This window comes from Variovorax sp. (genome assembly GCF_965279555.1).
Lineage (GTDB): Bacteria > Pseudomonadota > Gammaproteobacteria > Burkholderiales > Burkholderiaceae_C > Variovorax.
In genome coordinates this window covers 1,476,942-1,492,500 of the sequence record NZ_OZ257247.1, presented here as the reverse complement: position 1 = coordinate 1,492,500, position 15,559 = coordinate 1,476,942, and the positions used below count along the sequence as shown (strand labels likewise).

Annotated in this window: 17 protein-coding genes and 1 pseudogene (1 of these 18 running past the window's edge); 5 read left to right on the top strand and 13 right to left on the bottom strand. The window is 67.3% G+C overall.

The genetic code is table 11. The features are described 5' to 3' along the window. The 5 genes in view from mmsB to ACQY8B_RS07270 are tightly spaced (at most 46 nt apart) and all read right to left on the bottom strand, a layout consistent with a single transcriptional unit that may run on beyond the window. Positions 1-370, bottom strand: the beginning of a protein-coding gene (gene mmsB, locus ACQY8B_RS07290) for a 3-hydroxyisobutyrate dehydrogenase (RefSeq protein ID WP_422086084.1). Its footprint begins 524 nt before the window's first position; 370 of the gene's 894 nt are visible here — the first part of the coding sequence; its start codon is at positions 368-370; its stop codon lies beyond the left edge, outside the window. Between the two features lie 46 nt (positions 371-416). Next, a complete protein-coding gene (locus ACQY8B_RS07285; protein ID WP_422086083.1) occupies positions 417-1,532 on the bottom strand; it encodes an enoyl-CoA hydratase/isomerase family protein in 1,116 nt (371 codons plus the stop codon). Between the two features lie 29 nt (positions 1,533-1,561). Further along, entirely contained in the window at positions 1,562-2,716 is a 1,155-nt protein-coding gene (locus ACQY8B_RS07280) for an acyl-CoA dehydrogenase family protein (protein ID WP_422086082.1), read from the bottom strand. Then, the gene (locus ACQY8B_RS07275) at positions 2,713-3,111 is read right to left on the bottom strand and encodes a lysozyme inhibitor LprI family protein (RefSeq protein WP_422086081.1); all 399 of its coding nucleotides are present in this window, start codon (positions 3,109-3,111) and stop codon (positions 2,713-2,715) included. Before ACQY8B_RS07275 ends, ACQY8B_RS07280 begins: the two co-directional genes overlap by 4 nt. After that, complete coding sequence (locus tag ACQY8B_RS07270; protein ID WP_422086080.1) at positions 3,108-4,631, bottom strand: CoA-acylating methylmalonate-semialdehyde dehydrogenase; 1,524 nt, start codon at positions 4,629-4,631, stop codon at positions 3,108-3,110. Before ACQY8B_RS07270 ends, ACQY8B_RS07275 begins: the two co-directional genes overlap by 4 nt. 152 nt (positions 4,632-4,783) lie before the next feature. Here ACQY8B_RS07270 and ACQY8B_RS07265 point away from each other — a divergent pair, with 152 nt between their 5' ends. Together ACQY8B_RS07265 and ACQY8B_RS07260 are read left to right on the top strand one after the other, a co-directional pair. Beyond that, positions 4,784-5,695, top strand: a complete 912-nt coding sequence (locus tag ACQY8B_RS07265; protein ID WP_422086079.1) for a LysR substrate-binding domain-containing protein — start codon at positions 4,784-4,786, stop codon at positions 5,693-5,695. A gap of 56 nt (positions 5,696-5,751) precedes the next feature. Then, positions 5,752-6,921, top strand: a complete 1,170-nt coding sequence (locus ACQY8B_RS07260) for a pyridoxal phosphate-dependent aminotransferase (protein ID WP_422086078.1) — start codon at positions 5,752-5,754, stop codon at positions 6,919-6,921. Between the two features lie 4 nt (positions 6,922-6,925). Here ACQY8B_RS07260 and ACQY8B_RS07255 read toward each other — a convergent pair whose 3' ends face one another. From ACQY8B_RS07255 to ACQY8B_RS07245, 3 genes are all read right to left on the bottom strand, one after another. Then, positions 6,926-8,320: a CoA transferase gene (locus ACQY8B_RS07255; protein WP_422086077.1), complete on the bottom strand. Its 1,395-nt coding sequence runs from the start codon at positions 8,318-8,320 to the stop codon at positions 6,926-6,928. A gap of 73 nt (positions 8,321-8,393) precedes the next feature. Continuing rightward, positions 8,394-9,032 carry a 3-oxoacid CoA-transferase subunit B gene (locus ACQY8B_RS07250; RefSeq protein ID WP_422086076.1) on the bottom strand — a complete coding sequence of 213 codons (639 nt, stop codon included), beginning with the start codon at positions 9,030-9,032 and terminating at the stop codon, positions 8,394-8,396. A 1-nt stretch (position 9,033) separates the two neighbouring features. Continuing rightward, entirely contained in the window at positions 9,034-9,846 is an 813-nt protein-coding gene (locus tag ACQY8B_RS07245) for a CoA transferase subunit A (RefSeq protein ID WP_422086075.1), read from the bottom strand. Between the two features lie 94 nt (positions 9,847-9,940). On the opposite strand from ACQY8B_RS07245, the gene ACQY8B_RS07240 reads away from it, so the two are divergent. Next, entirely contained in the window at positions 9,941-10,507 is a 567-nt protein-coding gene (locus ACQY8B_RS07240; protein ID WP_081267103.1) for a LuxR C-terminal-related transcriptional regulator, read from the top strand. Here the strand turns inward: ACQY8B_RS07240 and ACQY8B_RS07235 are convergent. After that, entirely contained in the window at positions 10,494-10,994 is a 501-nt protein-coding gene (locus ACQY8B_RS07235) for a GNAT family N-acetyltransferase (RefSeq protein WP_422086074.1), read from the bottom strand. The two genes, ACQY8B_RS07240 and ACQY8B_RS07235, sit on opposite strands and share 14 nt — an antisense overlap. 194 nt (positions 10,995-11,188) lie before the next feature. Here ACQY8B_RS07235 and ACQY8B_RS07230 point away from each other — a divergent pair, with 194 nt between their 5' ends. Together ACQY8B_RS07230 and ACQY8B_RS07225 are read left to right on the top strand one after the other, a co-directional pair. Continuing rightward, on the top strand, positions 11,189-11,335 hold the full coding sequence (locus tag ACQY8B_RS07230; RefSeq protein WP_422086073.1) for a hypothetical protein: 147 nt from the start codon (positions 11,189-11,191) through the stop codon (positions 11,333-11,335). A 347-nt stretch (positions 11,336-11,682) separates the two neighbouring features. After that, positions 11,683-11,898 (top strand): ASCH domain-containing protein, encoded by a 216-nt coding sequence (locus tag ACQY8B_RS07225; protein WP_422086072.1) that lies wholly within the window; start codon positions 11,683-11,685, stop codon positions 11,896-11,898. A gap of 9 nt (positions 11,899-11,907) precedes the next feature. Here ACQY8B_RS07225 and ACQY8B_RS07220 read toward each other — a convergent pair. The 4 genes and pseudogenes from ACQY8B_RS07220 to ACQY8B_RS07205 all read right to left on the bottom strand — a co-directional run bounded on the left by ACQY8B_RS07220 (position 11,908) and on the right by ACQY8B_RS07205 (position 15,455). Continuing rightward, positions 11,908-12,872 (bottom strand): annotated as a pseudogene (locus ACQY8B_RS07220) (Bug family tripartite tricarboxylate transporter substrate binding protein). 53 nt (positions 12,873-12,925) lie between these two features. Further along, positions 12,926-13,306: a VOC family protein gene (locus ACQY8B_RS07215; RefSeq protein WP_422086071.1), complete on the bottom strand. Its 381-nt coding sequence runs from the start codon at positions 13,304-13,306 to the stop codon at positions 12,926-12,928. Beyond that, positions 13,303-14,286: a hydroxymethylglutaryl-CoA lyase gene (locus tag ACQY8B_RS07210; RefSeq protein WP_422086070.1), complete on the bottom strand. Its 984-nt coding sequence runs from the start codon at positions 14,284-14,286 to the stop codon at positions 13,303-13,305. Before ACQY8B_RS07210 ends, ACQY8B_RS07215 begins: the two co-directional genes overlap by 4 nt. Continuing rightward, complete coding sequence (locus ACQY8B_RS07205) at positions 14,283-15,455, bottom strand: CaiB/BaiF CoA transferase family protein (RefSeq protein ID WP_422086069.1); 1,173 nt, start codon at positions 15,453-15,455, stop codon at positions 14,283-14,285. The genes ACQY8B_RS07210 and ACQY8B_RS07205 overlap by 4 nt, the downstream gene beginning before the upstream one ends. Positions 15,456-15,559: the final 104 nt, after the last annotated feature.

The window sequence follows — 15,559 nt, the reverse complement described above, 5'->3', positions numbered from 1 at the left end:
ACACAGGCGCATCGATCATCGCAACGCCCTTGGCCGCCGCGGCTTCCGCCACCTTGCGCGATGTCGCGGCGGCGATGGTGCTGCTGTCGATCACCAGCGTCCCAGGCTTGATGCTCTCAAGAAGGCCCGGCTTGCCAGCACCACCCAGGAACAAGCCCTCGACGTGCGCGCTGGCCGGCAGCATGCTGATGACTATCTCCGCCTCGGCCACCGTCTCGGCTGCCGACTTGGCAATCGGCAACCCATCCGCGCCGAATTTCTTGCAGGCTTCGGCCGAAAGATCGAAAGCGCTGAGCGTGTGGCCAGCCTTCAGCAGGTTCATGGCCATCGGGCCGCCCATGTTGCCCAGGCCGATGAATGCGATCTTCATGTGTCTTGTCTCCGTTGTTCTCTATATATGGATGGTGGGGCCCGGTTCAGACCAGCGATGCCAGCTCGACCGGCATCTCGCCGCGCGGACGCAGGTGGTCGTCGACGAAAGCAGGCGTGATTTCTTCAAGCGTGGCCGGGCTCCAGCGCGGATTGCGGTCCTTGTCGACCAGCACGGCCCGAATGCCTTCCGCAAAGTCCTTGTGCGCGCAGAAACCCAGCGACGCCCAGTATTCGAGCCGGAACACCTCGGCCAGCGACATACGCGGCACGCGCTGCCACAGTTCGAAGCTCAGGGCGGCCGAGCTTGGCGCGCCCTTGGCGAAGGTCTTGGCGGCGGTCTGCAGCCAGGCGTCGTCGCTTTGCAGTTCGCGCAGGCGCTTGGCGATGTCGAGCAGGTCTTCACCGGCCATCAGCGCGTTGATGGTGTCGTAGTGCTCGCGCACCTTCGACGCCGGCATTTCCGCGCCCTCGCCCGCCTTGGCAAGAATGCGCGACAGCGTTGCGCGATCGGCCTTGCCTTCGGCCGCCCACCGGGTGGAAGCGATGGCCTCGATCACGTCGCCCTTGCGCTCCTGCGGTACCAGTACGTCGGCCAGCCCGCAGAAGATGGTGTCGGCCGCGTTGATGTTCGCGGCCGTGAGCGCCAGGAAGAGCCCCGTGCGTCCCGGCGTGCGGCGCAGGAACCAGCTGCCGCCCACGTCGGGGTACAGGCCGATGTTGATTTCGGGCATGGCGATGCGGCTTTGCAGTGTCATCACCCGGTGCGACGCGCCGGCCAGCAAGCCGACGCCGCCGCCCATCACGATACCGTGGCCCCAGCACAGGAAGGGCTTGGGGAAGGTATGGATCAGATAGTCGAGCTCGTACTCTTCGCGGAAGAAGTCTTCGGCATAGGTGTTGCGCGCGGGGCCGCAGTCCAGCAGCGTCTGGTAGAGCTGGCGCAGGTCGCCGCCGGCACAGAACGCCTTCTCGCCAGCAGCCTGAAGCAGCACGCCGACGATGCCGGCGTCCTGCGCCCACTCGCGCAGCTTGGGCGTCAGCAGGCGCACCATGTCCACGGACAGCGCATTGAGCGAAGCCGGCGCATTGAGCGTGGCCACGGCAAAGCGCTGGCCGCCGGCGGTCTTGATTTCGTCGAAGAGAACTACGTTGTCAGTCATTGTTTTTTCAGGTTCCGGATACGGCGCGCTCAGCGGATATCGCTGTCGCCCTCCAGCAATTTTCGCGCAACGATCACGCGCATGATCTCGTTCGTGCCTTCGAGGATCTGGTGCACGCGCGCGTCGCGCACCAGGCGCTCCAGCGGAAATTCGCTCAGGTAGCCGTAGCCGCCGTGCAGCTGCAGCGCGTCGTTGCAGACGTTGAAGCCGGCATCTGTCGCAAAGCGCTTCGCCATTGCGCAATAGGTGCTCGCGTCGGCATGGCCCGCGTCGAGCTTCGATGCCGCCAGCCGAACCATCTGCCGCGCCGCGACCAGTTCCGTCGCCATGTCGGCGAGCTTGAACTGCAGCGCCTGGAAGCTCGCGAGCGGCTTGCCGAACTGCTGGCGCTCATGCAGATAGCGCCGCGCCGCGTCGAGCGCCCCCTGCGCCGCCCCCACCGAGCAAGTCGCGATGTTGATGCGTCCGCCGTCCAGCCCCTTCATGGCAATGCGAAAGCCCTCGCCTTCCTTGCCCAGCAGGTTCTGCGCCGGGATGCGCACGTTGTCGAAATTGATCGTGCGCGTGGGCTGGCTGTTCCAGCCCATCTTGTGCTCTTTCTTGCCGTAGCTGACGCCGGGCGCATCTGCCGGCACGGCAAAGGCCGAGATGCCGCTCGCGCCCGCACCGCCCGTGCGCGCCATCAGCACCAGCACGTCGGTCGACCCGGCGCCCGAGATGAAGGCCTTGCCGCCGTTGATGACGTATTCGGCGCCCTGCAGCTCCGCGCGCGTCTTGAGCGAGCCAGCATCCGAGCCGGCGCCCGGCTCGGTCAGGCAGTACGACGCCAGCTTGCGCCCGCTGGTCAGGTCTTCGCCCCATTGCTGCGCCACCGCGTCGGTCGCCCAGGTGCCGAGCATCCACGTCGCCATGTTGTGGATCGTGATGAAGGCCGTGGTCGACGGGTCGATTGCGGCCATCTCCTCGAACACCAGCGCCGCATCGAGCCGCGGCAGGCCGAGGCCGCCGATGCGCTCAGGCGCATACAGCCCACAGAAACCCAGCTCGCCCGCCTTGGCAATGGCCTCCTTCGGAAAGATGGCTTCCGCGTCCCACTGCGCCGCATGCGGCGCGAACTCGGCCTGTGCAAAGTCGCGCGCGGTCTGCGCAAATGCGTTCTGTTCTTCAGACAGTTCGAAGTTCATTGTTCGCGACCCTTCCAGCGGTCCAGTTCGGCGGTCCGTTTGCGGGTCGATTTCTCCAGGCATGCGTTGAACACCAGCGGCCAGATGGAACCACCTTCGTTTGCCTTCGCAGCACGCTTGCAGGCGGGATCGCGCCCCTTGAGCCACGTACGCTGCTCGTTGCGCAGCGCGACACGCATCTGCGGCGAGAGCGTCTTCATCACCTCGCCGTACCGGATGTTGAGCGCGGCATCGGCAGCACGAAAGTCGCGTACCGCGCAATCGTTCATCTGCTGCTGGTTTCCGTTCGGGTTGCAGTCGAGCGGCTCGTCATTGCCGGCCGCCTGCGCCCTGCCCGCGAGCAATGCAACCGCCGCCACCGCGCCCCAGGCCGCGACGCGAAGCCCGCGCCTCATTTGAGGCTGATGGTGGTGTTGACGCCGTGCGAGACGGTGCTGTCGTCGAACCAGCGTGCCGTCACGGTCTTGGTCTGCGTGTAGAACATGATGACCTGCTTGCCGTACGGGCCCAGGTCGCCGAGCTTGGAAGCGCGCGAACCGGTGAACGAGAACATCGGCACCGGCACCGGGATCGGCACGTTGATGCCGACCTGGCCCACGTCGATGTCTTCCTGGAAGCGGCGCGCCGCGGCACCCGACTGCGTGAAGATCGCCGTGCCGTTGCCGTTCGGGTTGCTGTTGATCAGGTCGATGGCCTCGTCGATGGTCTCGGCATCGGCAATGCACAGCACCGGGCCGAACACTTCCTGCTCATAGATCGTCATGCCCGGCTTCACGCCAGTGAAGATCGTCGGGCCGACGAAGTTGCCCTTCTCGTAGCCGGGCACGGTGGGCTTGCGGCCGTCGAGCACCAGCTTGGCGCCGTCGGCCTCGCCGCGTTCGATCAGGCTGTTCACGCGGTCGTAGGCGGCGCACGAAACCAGCGGCCCCACGTCCACGCCCTTCTCGGTGCCGGCGCCGATCTTCAGCGTCTTCGCCTTTTCGATGAGTTCAGGCACCCAGTTGCGCGCCTCGCCCACCAGCACCGCCACCGACACCGCCATGCAGCGCTGGCCTGCCGCGCCGAAGCTGGCGCCGGCCAGTGCATTGAGCGTCTGCTCCTTGTTGGCGTCGGGCATGACGATGGCGTGGTTCTTCGCGCCCATCATGCATTGCGCGCGCTTGCCGGCCAGGGTGGCGCGGTTGTAGACGTGCGTGCCGACCTTGGTCGAGCCGACGAAGCTGATCGCCTTGATGTCCTTGTGGTCGCAGATGCCGTTGACGATGGCTTCGCCGCCGTGCACCACGTTCAGCACGCCGGGAGGAATGCCGGCTTCGAGCGCCAGTTCGCACAGGCGCATGGTGACCATGGGGTCCTGCTCGGAGGGCTTCAGCACGAAGGTGTTGCCGGTGACGATGGCCATGGGAAACATCCACAGCGGGATCATGGCCGGGAAGTTGAACGGCGTGATGCCGGCGCACACGCCCAGCGGCTGCAGCAGCGTGTAGGTGTCGACACCGTTGGCCACGTTGTTGGCCAGTTCGCCAAGCTGAAGGTTGCCGATGTTCGATGCGTGCTCCACCACTTCGAGGCCGCGGAACACGTCGCCTTCGGCGTCGGGCAGGGTCTTGCCCTGCTCGGCCGTGAGGATCGCGGCCAGCTCGCTCATGTTCTCGCGGATGAGCTGCTGCAGCTTCAGGAAGATGCGGGCGCGCGTGCCGATGGGGGTCTTGCGCCAGGTCTTGAAGGCTTCCTTGGCGGAGGCCACTGCGGCGTCCAGTTCTGACGGGATCGCGAAGGGCACGCGGGCCAGCACCTGCTGCGTGGCCGGGTTGACGACATCGCGCCATTCGGTGGTCCTGGATTCGACCAGCTTGCCGCCAATGAGCAGCTTGACTGTGGCGACCTGGGTCGACGGGGTGGTAGTGGCGTCCATGGGGGTTTTGTCTCCTGTAATCATGTGAATTCGGTGCCGGCGCGGCCGGTGCAGAGCGACATCCTAGCTTTGCAGATTTGCCATGACAATAGACAAAAATGCGCCAAGGCTTTGCAAATTTGCAGAGCCTCAACCTGAGGGCAAGCAAGCAGATGGATTGGGACAACCTTCGTTACTTCCTGGAGCTCGCCCGCTCGGGCACGCTCATGAGCGCCGCGCGCCGGCTCGAGGTCGACCACACCACCGTGGCGCGCCGCATCCAGGCGCTCGAGAAGGAGGTCGGCGCCCCGCTTTTCTCGCGTGAAGCGGGCGGCCACCGGCTCACCGAGGCGGGCCGGCGGCTGCAGCCGCAGGTCGAGGCGATGGAAAGCGCGTTCCAGGCCGTGGAAAGCACCGCGCCTGCCTCGCAGGAGGGCCTGTCGGGCCTGGTGCGCATCGGCGCCACGGAGGGCTTCGGCACCGTGGTGCTGGCACCCCGTCTCGCGCTGTTCGCGGTGCAGCACCCGCGCCTCACCATCGACCTGCTGGCCATGCCGCGGCTGGTGCACCTGTCGCGGCGCGAGGCCGACATCGTGATCTCGCTCGAACGGCCGGCGCGCGGCCCGGTGGTCGTCACCAAGCTCACCGACTACACGCTGCGGCTCTACGCATCGAAGCAATACCTGTCGGCGCACAAGCCGATCAAAAGCCGCGAGGACCTGCGCGGCCACACCTTCATCAGCTACGTGGACGACCTGCTGTTCAGCAAAGAGCTGCAATACCTCGACGAACTCCACCGCCCCGACAGCTTCGCGCTGCGCAGCACCAGCGTGCTCGCGCAGCACAGCGCCGTGGCGGCGGGCGCGGGCATCGCGGTGCTGCCCGCCTTCATCGCCGAGAAAGACGGCGCGCTGCAGCCCGTGCTGCCCGGGCAGGCGAACTTCACGCGGACCTTCTGGATGTCGATGCCGGCGGAAACCAAGCACCTTGTGCGGATGCAGGCCACCTGGGAGTTCCTGCGGCAGACGGCCGAGGCGCACCGCGCCCAGTTGCTGCTGGACAGTCCGCCCGGTACCGCAGCCTGACGGCCCGTGTTGTGCCATGCTGGCGGCTACCCGCCGTGAACGACAAGGAGACCGGAATGCCACGCCACCGCCCCGCCCGCCTGACTCACATCGCCGGCATCGGCGTCGACCGCATGGGCGCCATTGCCGACGACGCCGACGGCCCGCCGTTCCTTCGCCTGGAGAACCTCGACGTCGACATCCCGCCCGACCCCGAGGCTGTCGCGCGCACGGTACGCGCGGCCTCCGAAGACGCGGACAACAGCTACCTGCCCTTCGTCGGCCAGTCGCGGCTGCGCGACGTGGCGGCGCGGCATGTGTCGGCGCTGTCGGGCGTGGCGTACAGCGGCGCGCGCAACTGCGTGATCTCGGCAGGCGGGCTCTCGGGCATCCTCAACGCGCTGCTCGCCACCGTCGAGGTCGGCGACGAAGTGCTGGTGACCGACCCGACCTACGCCGGGCTGCTCAACCGAGTCCGGCTTGCCGGCGGTACGCCGAAGTACGCGCCCTTTCGCTTCACCCCCGGTGGCGAATGGAAGCTGGACCGCGACGCGCTCCAGGCCGCCGTCGGCCCGCGCGTGCGGGTGATGCTGCTGATGTCGCCATCGATGCCCACCGGCGGCTACTTCGACGAGGAAGACTGGCGCGCCATCGCCGCGCTGTGCGTGCGGCACGACCTGACGCTGATTCTCGACACCGCCATGGAGCGGCTTCTGTACGACGGCCGCCGGGTGATCCACCCCGCGGGCCTGCCGGGCATGGCCGAGCGCACCATCACGGTCGGCTCGTCGGCCAAGGAACTGCGCATGATCGGCTGGCGCGTGGGCTGGACCGTAGCGCCCGAGAGCTACATGCCCGACCTCGTGGCCGTGTCGCTCGCGAACGTGGTGGTACCGGTGGGCATCGCGCAGGATGCGGTGGCGACAGCGCTGGAGCAATCGCCGCGCACGCTCGCACCCTATGTCGGCGAACTGGAACGCCGGCGCGACACCGTGCTCGCCGAACTCAGGGGGCTGCCTGTCGGCGTACCGGCCGGCGGGTGGTCGCTGCTGCTGCGCGCGAGCGACTTCGGCATCGACGGGCAGACGCTGTCGCAACGCCTGTTGAAAGAGCGGGTCTGCGCCACGGCGATGCAAGGCTGGGGCGAGACGCACGGCGCGCAATACCTGCGCTTCGTGTTTTCCAACGAGCCGGTCGAGCGGCTGCGCGGGCTGGGAGACAAGGTGCGGGCTGCGCTGGCCGCCTGAACCTCTACCCCGGAGCGACGGCAGGCCAAGCCATCGGATGGCTGCCCGGCGGCATCGACGGCCGCACCCATTCCGCGGGCGTTCGCGACAGCTGCACGCTGTGGCGCAACGCGGCCAGCTTGCCGAATCCGGAGTCCGATGTCTCGACGTGGGGCTTGAGGCTGGGCTTCGGAATCGACAGGCCGCCAGGAACGCGCCCCAAGCCGCGCAACCAATGCCCCGTCTGTGCCAGCGACACCCGCGCATGCCAGCTGCCGCCTTCGCGCTGTTGCCGCCAGAGCGCGGCGGCGGCGCCGAAGGCGATCAGGTAGCCGGTTGCCTCGTCGAGGATCTGCATCGGCAGCGGCTTCGGCTTGCCGTCACCGGCGGCCTCGCCTTCGGCGTGGTTGAAGCCCGTGGCCGTCTGCACCAGCGAATCGAAACCCCGCCGGTTCGCCCACGGGCCTTGCGTGCCGTATGCACTCAGCGACACGCACACGATGCCCGGTCGCTGCAATGCCAGCGCCGCCGGACCGAAGCCCAGGTCCTCGATCCCTCCCGGCCGATAGCCCTGCACGAACACATGCGCGTCGGCGACCAGCCGTTGCAGCGCAGCCCGGCCCTCCTCGGTCCGCAGGTCGGCATGCGCCGACAGCTTGCCCCGGCTGGTGTCGGCGATCGCGGCGATATTGGGCAGCTTCGGCGAGTTCACGAGCATCACGTCGGCCCCATAGGCCGCGAGTGCGCGTCCGCCCACCGGGCCGGCCAGCACGCGCGTCAGGTCCAGCACGCGCAGGCCCGACAACGGCCGCTGGTCTTCGCGCAGCGGCGGCAGTGCGAGCGGCGGCGCGTCGCCGATGCGCTCGATGGTGAAAAGAGGCTGCGCCGCGACAGCCTGCCCTTGCGGCGTGGCGTCCCACTCGTCGAAGCGCCGCAGTGCCGTCGCCACCAGTCCGGCGGCGGCCGCGGCATCCTCGAAATCGCGGGCGCGCCAGGTGGCCATGACAGCCTCCGCATCGGCGCGCGTGGCGCTGGCCGGGTCGAGCTTCATCAAGCGCAGCGCACCGTCGCGGTGATGCGCAAAGTTCGCATGCACCCGCACCCATCCGTCGGCACAGCGATAGAGCCCCGAGAACGCATCCCACTGATCCGGCACCTGATCGTCGAGGCTGAACCAGCCGATGCATTCCAGCGCCGCGTGCAGCATGTCGACACCGACTTGCTGCCGCCCGGTGCCGCGCAGGTGGCCCAACTCGCAGGCCGCCAGCGCCGCCGCCGCAACGGTGCTCTGCGCAGCAGTGCCGACCGCGAAGGACGACGGCAGCACCGGGTCGGTGCCCGTGAGCCGCGCAAACGACAAGGCATCCGGCGGCAAGCCTGCTTCCCGCCAGATGCCACCCAGAACTTCGCTCGCATTCATTCCTATGTGCTCCAAAGAAAAAGGCAGGGCCTGCTTTCGCTGCCCTGCCCTTGCCGCAGTCGCGTCGAACGCCTTACTGGATCAGCTTGGCACCCGTCTTGGCCTGCAGCGTGTCGAAGCTCACGCCCGGCGCAAGCTCGACCACCTTCAGGCCTTCGGGCACGACGTCCATCACGGCCAGGTCGGTGATGATGCGGTCGACCACGCCCACGCCGGTCAGCGGCAGGGTGCACTTCTCGAGGATCTTCAGGTCCTCGGTGCCGTCCTTCTTCTTGGCGACGTGCTCCATCAGCACGATCACGCGCTTCACGCCGGCCACGAGGTCCATCGCGCCGCCCATGCCCTTGACCATCTTGCCTGGGATCATCCAGTTGGCGAGGTCGCCCTTGGTGCTGACCTGCATGGCGCCCAGGATCGACAGGTTGATCTTGCCGCCGCGGATCATCGCGAAGCTGTCATGGCTGCCGAAGATGGCCGAGCCGGGCAGCGTGGTGACGGTCTGCTTGCCGGCGTTGATCAGGTCGGCGTCGACGTTGTCCTCGGTCGGGAACGGGCCGATGCCGAGCATGCCGTTCTCGCTCTGCAGCCACACTTCCTTGGTGCCGGTGTGGTTGGCCACGAGCGTGGGAATGCCGATGCCGAGGTTGACGTAGAAGCCGTCCTCGAGTTCTTGGGCGGCACGGGCCGCCATCTGGTCTTGGGTCCAGGGCATCTCAGGCTCCTTCTTTCTTGTTGGCGGGCACGGTGGGCACGGGCACTTCGCTGCCGGCTGCCGCCTGCGCGATGACGGCCTGGGCCTCGACCTTGGCGGCCGCGGCGTCCACCGGCGCGGCGGCGCTCACGGTGCGCTTCTCGATGCGCTTCTCGGGGGTGGCGTTGAGCACGATGCGGTGCACGTAGATGCCCGGCAGGTGGATGTCGTCGGGGGCCAGTTCGCCCACTTCCACGATCTTCTCGACCTCGACGATGCAGATCTTGCCGGCCATGGCCGCGGCCGGGTTGAAGTTGCGCGCCGTGAGGCGAAAGCGCAGGTTGCCCGACTTGTCGGCCACGTCGGCCTTCACCAGCGCCACGTCGGGCACCAGCGAATGTTCCATGACGTAGGTCTCGCCGCCGAATTCGCGCAGTTCCTTGCCTTCGGCCACTTGCGTGCCGACACCGGTCTTGGTGAAGAAGGCCGGAATGCCCGCGCCGCCGGCTCGCAGCTTCTCGGCCAGCGTGCCCTGGGGCGTGAATTCGAGGGCCAGTTCGCCCGCGAGGTACTGGCGCTCGAACTCCTTGTTCTCGCCGACGTAGGACGCGATCATTTTCTTGATCTGGCGCGTCTCGAGCAGCTTGCCGAGGCCGAAACCGTCGACGCCCGCGTTGTTCGAGACGACGGTGAGGTTCTGCACGCCGGAATCCTTCAGCGCGTCGATCAGCGCTTCGGGAATGCCGCACAGGCCGAAGCCGCCGACCGCGAGCATCTGCCCGTCGGCCACGACCCCCTTGAGTGCCGCGTCCGCGGAGGGATAAATCTTGTTCACTCGGGCTCCTTGATGGATGAATGGAGAGTGGGTGGAAAAGCCTTGAACGATACTACCTACTCGTATACGTAGTATTTCGTAATGGTGAGACCCGATGCCCGAAATCGATTACCGGCTGGCCTTTGAACACGCGCCCGTCGGCATGGTGGTTTCGAGCAACCGCACCATCGTGGCCTGCAACGTGCGCGTGTGCGAGATTTTTGGCGCAACGCCCTCAGCACTGGTAGGGCATTCGTTCAGCATCCTCTACCCCAGCGTGGCCGAGTTCGAGCGCATCGGCAAGCGCATGGAGCCCTTTCTGAACGCCAGCGGGCACTACGCCGACAACCGCATGATGAAGCGCCTGGGCGGCCTGCACGGTGCGATCGCGGGCGAGACCTTCTGGTGCCACGTCACCGGCCATGCGATGAACCGCGCCGCCCCCCACGAGGCCGGCATCTGGACCTTCGAAGACCTGGGCTCGCGCCGCGCGGTGAAGGCCGAGCTCACGCCGCGCGAACGCGAGGTGGCGGCGCAAGTGATGCGCGGGCTGACCTCGAAGGAAATCGGCAAGGCGCTGGGTATCAGCCACCGCACGGTCGAGCTGCACCGGGCGCGGCTGATGCGCAAGTACGCCGCAGCGACCACGGCGGAGCTGGTGCAGAAGCTCATCGCGGGTTAGGTGCCGGCAACGGCAACGCGAGCCGCACCATGTCGCGCAGCACGATGCCATCCTGCTTCTGCAGCTTCCTCGAGCGGCGCTCGAAGAAACCCACATCGACCCCGACGATGCGAAAGCCGAAGCGCTGATAGAAGGCCAGCTCTCGCAAACTGCTGTTGCCGGTACCCACCTCGAGCAGGTGCGCGCCACGCTCGACGGCAAGCGCCCTCGCCTTGCGCAGCAGCGCGGTACCCACGCCCCGACCGCGCAGATCGTCGCTCACCGCGATGTTCATCACCTCCCAGGTGCCGACGCGGGTCTGCATCAGCACCATCTGGCCCACGACGAGACCGTCGATTTCAGCGAGCCATTGCTCGCCGCGCGAGAGGTACTTCCGGATTTCCGCGCGCGGGCCGTCGGCGGCGAACAGCAGCTTCCAGGGCGTGGCATCGGCGGGCGTGGCGCGGCGCAGCTTCGGGCGCGCGGCGGGTTGTTTCTTCTTCGTCATCGGTCGGTGTCTGTGTTTCGTCTGCACCCGCGCAGAACGCGAGCGGCGCAGAGTACAGCCTTGCGACAGCTCCTGGCGGGATCGTTGCAAAAACGGAAACGCCGTGTCGACGAAAGCGCTGCGCCGGCGCAAGCCCGCAGGTCTATCGTTGAACCCACGCGGGCACACAGCCCGCAATCACCCAGGAGCCTGAAATGTCCACACGCATCCATTCCGAACAAAGCCTCTTGCTGCAAACGCAGGCCACCGCCGTGCGCGCCCATGCGCTCGTCGTGCAGAAACTGCCGGTCGCGCTGACGCTCTCGGCCATCATCCTGTCGATCATCGGCGTGAAGCTGTAGCCGCGCCGGATGGCCGGAGCGAGCCGGCGGACCGGCGGGCCGCCAGTTGTGGCAGGCTCGGCGCCTGTCTCCAGTCCATCCGACATGAACATCCCACCCCACCTGCTTCCCTTCCGGGAGCGATTCCAGCGCGCCAGCGGAGCCGACCTGCCAGCCCTGTCTGCCCGTTTCTGCGAGGCATTCCACTTCGACGACAACGAGGCCGGCGCCGCAGAACTCGCGGCGCTCGTGCTCGCGGGACGCAAGCGCGGCACCGCCAGCCTCGAGTGGTCTTTCGACGCAACGGGCAGGCCCCGCCCCCGGCCCGGTGACCTGAGCATCGTCACCGACTGGCATGACAAGCCGCTGTGCGTGATCAGACCCGCGCCGTGGTGGTCATGCTCTTCGAGGATGTCGGCGAAGACTTCGCCGCCGTCGAGGCCGAAGGCGACGGCTCGTTGCGCTACTGGCGCGAAGACCATTGGCAATACTTCAGCGGCGAATGCGAGCGCATCGGCAGAACACCCGACCTGCGCATGCCGGTGCTGTGCGAGACCTTCGAGGTTGTCTACCAGGAAGGCTGAGAGTCTCCTTCAGTCCGGCTTGATGTCCGCCGACTTGATGACCTTCGACCAAGCCGCCAGTTCCTGGTCGACGAATTTCGCGAGCGTCGGCGAATCCATGTAGGTCGCGAAGGCACCCTGCTCGTCCACCCTCTTGCGGAAAGACTCGCTCTCCACGATCTTCCTGATCTCCGCGCTCAGCCTGGCGACCACATCGGGCGGCGTCTTCGCCGGCGCGAACACCGCGAACCACGACTCAACCTCGTAGCCCGGCAAGCCCGCTTCGGCCGAAGTCGGCACATCGGGCATCGAAGGATGCCGCTTGCTGCCCGTGTACGCCAGCGCCTTGATGCGCCCGGTCGCGAAATGGCCGATGACCGACGGCGGCGTGGTGATGAACATGTCTACGTTGCCCGAGATCAGGTCGTTGATGGCCGGCCCGGAGCCTTTGTACGGCACATGCGTCATCGCCTGCTTCGACTGCCGCGACAGCAGTTCGCCCGCGATGTGCTGGATCGAGCCGTTGCCCGACGAGGCATAGAACAAGCCGCCCTCCTTCTTCTTGCCGTACTCGATGAGTTCCTTCATCGAATTCAAGGCAGCTTGCCGCTCACCGCGACCACGTGCGGCGCGCGCATCACCATCGCCACCGGCACGAAGTCCTTCGTGGGGCTCCACTTGAGGTTCGGGTAGAGCGAGGGGTTGCCGACGTGGTAGCCCGAGTACTGCATCAGCAGCGTGTAGCCGTCGGGCGCGGCGCGGGCCACGAACTCGGCGCCGATGTTGCCGCTGGCGCCGGGCTTGTTGTCGACCACCACGGGCTGGCCCAGCGCGCGCTGCAGCGGCTCGCCGACCAGCCGCGCCATGATGTCGGTGGAGCCGGCGGGCGCGGTGGGAACAACGAAGGTGATCGGTTTGGAAGGCCAGGTGTCGGCGCTGGCGGCCGAAGCAGCCAGCACGAGGCCGGCCGCGAGCAGGCGGCGAATGGTTTGCATGGTTTGTCTGTCTCCGGTGTTTTTCTTGTCTGTTGCCTTCGAAGCCCGCGCCCTCAGGCCGCGAGTTCCGAGATCTCGATCAGGTTCAGGTCGGGGTCGCGCACATAGACCGAGCGGATGCGCGAGGTGGCGCCCGTGCGCATCACCGGCCCTTCGAGAATCGGCACGCCCTTGTCCGCCAGCCGCGCCATCACCGCCTCGAGCGGCACGCTGGCGATGAAGCACAAGTCCAGCGAGCCTGGGGTCGGCAGTTGCGCCTTGGGTTCGAACTCGTGCCCCTTCACATGCAGGTTGATCTTCTGGTCGCCGAAGCCAAAAGCCTTGCGCCCGGCGCCGAAGCTCTCGAGCGTCATGCCCATCACGTCGACGTAGAAGCGAATGCAGTCTTCCTCGTGCGCGGTGGTCAGCACCAGGTGGTCCAGGTGATCGATCATGGGTGAAGCTCCTTCTGTGCGCGGTCGCTGGCGCGGGCCGCGATGTCGTTGAAATCAGCGGGCGGCGCGTGCCGCGTCAGGCGATGGCCGGCACGGGAAACCTGGCTCGGCAGCTCATGCTCCACGAGCAACGCCAGCTCGGCTGCCGCGGCAATCAGTCCGTCGAGGTCTATGCCCGTCTCGTAGCCCATGCACTGCAGCATGTGGACCACGTCTTCGGTCGCGACATTGCCGGTCGCGCCGGGCGCGTAGGGGCAGCCTCCGATGCCGCCGAGCGACATGTCGAGCCGGCGTATACCCGCTTCGACGGCGGCCAGCGTGTTCGCGAGGCCCATGCCGCGCGTGTTGTGGAAATGGGCGGTCCAGTCCAGCGCCGGCCAGGCCGCGACGACCCGCTCGCACACCGCCTCCACCTGCGTCGGATAGGCCATGCCCGTGGTGTCGCACAGCGTCACGCCCTGCACGCCGAGCGCGGCAAAACGCTCGATCCACCCGAGCACCCCATTCACCGGCACATCGCCTTCCATCGGGCAGCCGAACACGCAGGAGAGCGACACGTTCACCGGCACTGCGGCCTGCTTCGCCAGCGCGATCACTTCGGCCAGTTGCGCGAACGACTGCTCCCGCGTCATGCGCAGGTTCGACAGGTTGTGCGTCTCGCTGACCGACATCACGATGTTGAACTCGTCGATGCGGCTTTCCAGCGCCCGCTGCGCGCCGCGCACGTTCGGCACCAGCGCTGTGTAGACCACGCCGGGCCTGCGAGCGATGCGGTGCATCACCTCCTCGCCGTCGCGCAGCGCCGGAATCGCTTTCGCCGAAGTGAACGAGGTCACTTCGATCTTTGCGTAGCCCAGCCCGCCCAGCCGGTCGATCAGCGCGACCTTGTCGTCGGTGGGAATGAAGCGGCTTTCCATCTGGAAGCCGTCGCGCGTGGCCACCTCGTTGATGTGCAGCCGGGTGCCGTTGCCGGTTTTCATGCGGGCTCGCCTTCCGCGCGGCGCGTGGGCCAGCGGCCTGCGTGCAAGTCGCCGTTGTGCTCGCCCAGGCGCGGCGCGGGATGCGCGATGCGCCCCGGCGTCGCGCTGAGCTTGGGCACCACGCCGGGCACTTTCAGCGTGCCGCCGCTGGAGGTTGTCGACTCCACGATCATCCCGCGCGCCAGGTACTGAGGGTCGCTCGCGATGTCGGCCACGGTGTAGATGCGGCCGACCGGCACGCCGGCCGCGTCGAGCGCCGCCAGCACCTCGTCGCGGCTGCGCTGCAGCGTCCACGCCTCGATGGCGACGTCGATCTCTTCCACCCGCAAGACGCGCCCGTCGTTGTGCGCGAGTTGCGGGTCGCTTTCCAGGTCGGTGCGGCCGATCGCCCGCATCAGCCGGCGGAAGATGCTGTCGCCGTTGCCCGCCACCAGCACGTAGTGCCCGTCGTTGCAGCGGTAGGCGTTGGTCGGCGCGATGCCGGGCAACGCGCTGCCGGCCCGCTCTCGCACCGCGCCGAAGGCGTCGTACTCCGGCAGCAGGCTTTCCATCACGTTGAACACCGACTCGTACAGCGCAACGTCGATGAACTGCCCTTCCCCGCCGTGCGCCGTGCGGTGGTGCAGCGCCGTGAGCACGCCGATCACGCCATGAAGCGCCGCCAGCGTGTCGCCCAGCGAAACGCCCACGCGCACCGGCACCCGCCCCGGCTCCCCGCTCAGGTAGCGCAGTCCGCCCATCGATTCGCCGAGCACGCCGAAGCCGGGCTTGTCGCGGTACGGCCCGGTCTGCCCGTAGCCGGAGATCCGCAGCATGATGAGACGCGGATTCAGCGCGTGCAGTTGCTCCCATCCCAGGCCCCAGCCTTCCAGCGTGCCGGGCTTGAAGTTCTCGATCAGCACGTCTGCCTCGCGCGCCAGTGAGCGCACCGCATCCTGCCCCTCGGCGCTGCGCAGGTCGAGGCACACCGAGCGCTTGTTGCGCGACTGCACCTCCCACCAGACCGAGCCGCCGTCGCGCAGCAGCCGCCACTTGCGCAGCGGATCGCCGACGCCTTCAGGTTCGACCTTGATCACGTCGGCGCCGAACTCCGCCAGGGTCTTGCCGGCGAAGGGGCCGGCAATCAGCTGGCCGAGTTCCAGCACCTTCAGGCCTTCGAGTGCATTCATGTCCGCGTCTGTCTCCATGTTGGGTTGGCCCAACTCTAGGAACAGATTGCGCCGCGCGGAATTGCCGTGACGGCAGCAGGTCTTCGCGAAACGCGAAGGGACCA

Coding starts and splice junctions, on each gene's coding strand:
- ACQY8B_RS07240 (WP_081267103.1), top strand. CDS start 9,941: ATGCCCGAAATCGATTACCGGCTGGCCTTTGAACACGCGCCCGTCGGC.
- ACQY8B_RS07205 (WP_422086069.1), bottom strand. CDS start 15,455: ATGAATGCACTCGAAGGCCTGAAGGTGCTGGAACTCGGCCAGCTGATT.
- ACQY8B_RS07275 (WP_422086081.1), bottom strand. CDS start 3,111: ATGAGGCGCGGGCTTCGCGTCGCGGCCTGGGGCGCGGTGGCGGCGGTT.
- ACQY8B_RS07265 (WP_422086079.1), top strand. CDS start 4,784: ATGGATTGGGACAACCTTCGTTACTTCCTGGAGCTCGCCCGCTCGGGC.
- ACQY8B_RS07230 (WP_422086073.1), top strand. CDS start 11,189: ATGTCCACACGCATCCATTCCGAACAAAGCCTCTTGCTGCAAACGCAG.
- ACQY8B_RS07235 (WP_422086074.1), bottom strand. CDS start 10,994: ATGACGAAGAAGAAACAACCCGCCGCGCGCCCGAAGCTGCGCCGCGCC.
- ACQY8B_RS07255 (WP_422086077.1), bottom strand. CDS start 8,320: ATGAATGCGAGCGAAGTTCTGGGTGGCATCTGGCGGGAAGCAGGCTTG.
- ACQY8B_RS07280 (WP_422086082.1), bottom strand. CDS start 2,716: ATGAACTTCGAACTGTCTGAAGAACAGAACGCATTTGCGCAGACCGCG.
- ACQY8B_RS07260 (WP_422086078.1), top strand. CDS start 5,752: ATGCCACGCCACCGCCCCGCCCGCCTGACTCACATCGCCGGCATCGGC.
- ACQY8B_RS07250 (WP_422086076.1), bottom strand. CDS start 9,032: ATGCCCTGGACCCAAGACCAGATGGCGGCCCGTGCCGCCCAAGAACTC.
- ACQY8B_RS07215 (WP_422086071.1), bottom strand. CDS start 13,306: ATGATCGATCACCTGGACCACCTGGTGCTGACCACCGCGCACGAGGAA.
- ACQY8B_RS07270 (WP_422086080.1), bottom strand. CDS start 4,631: ATGGACGCCACTACCACCCCGTCGACCCAGGTCGCCACAGTCAAGCTG.
- ACQY8B_RS07210 (WP_422086070.1), bottom strand. CDS start 14,286: ATGAAAACCGGCAACGGCACCCGGCTGCACATCAACGAGGTGGCCACG.
- ACQY8B_RS07285 (WP_422086083.1), bottom strand. CDS start 1,532: ATGACTGACAACGTAGTTCTCTTCGACGAAATCAAGACCGCCGGCGGC.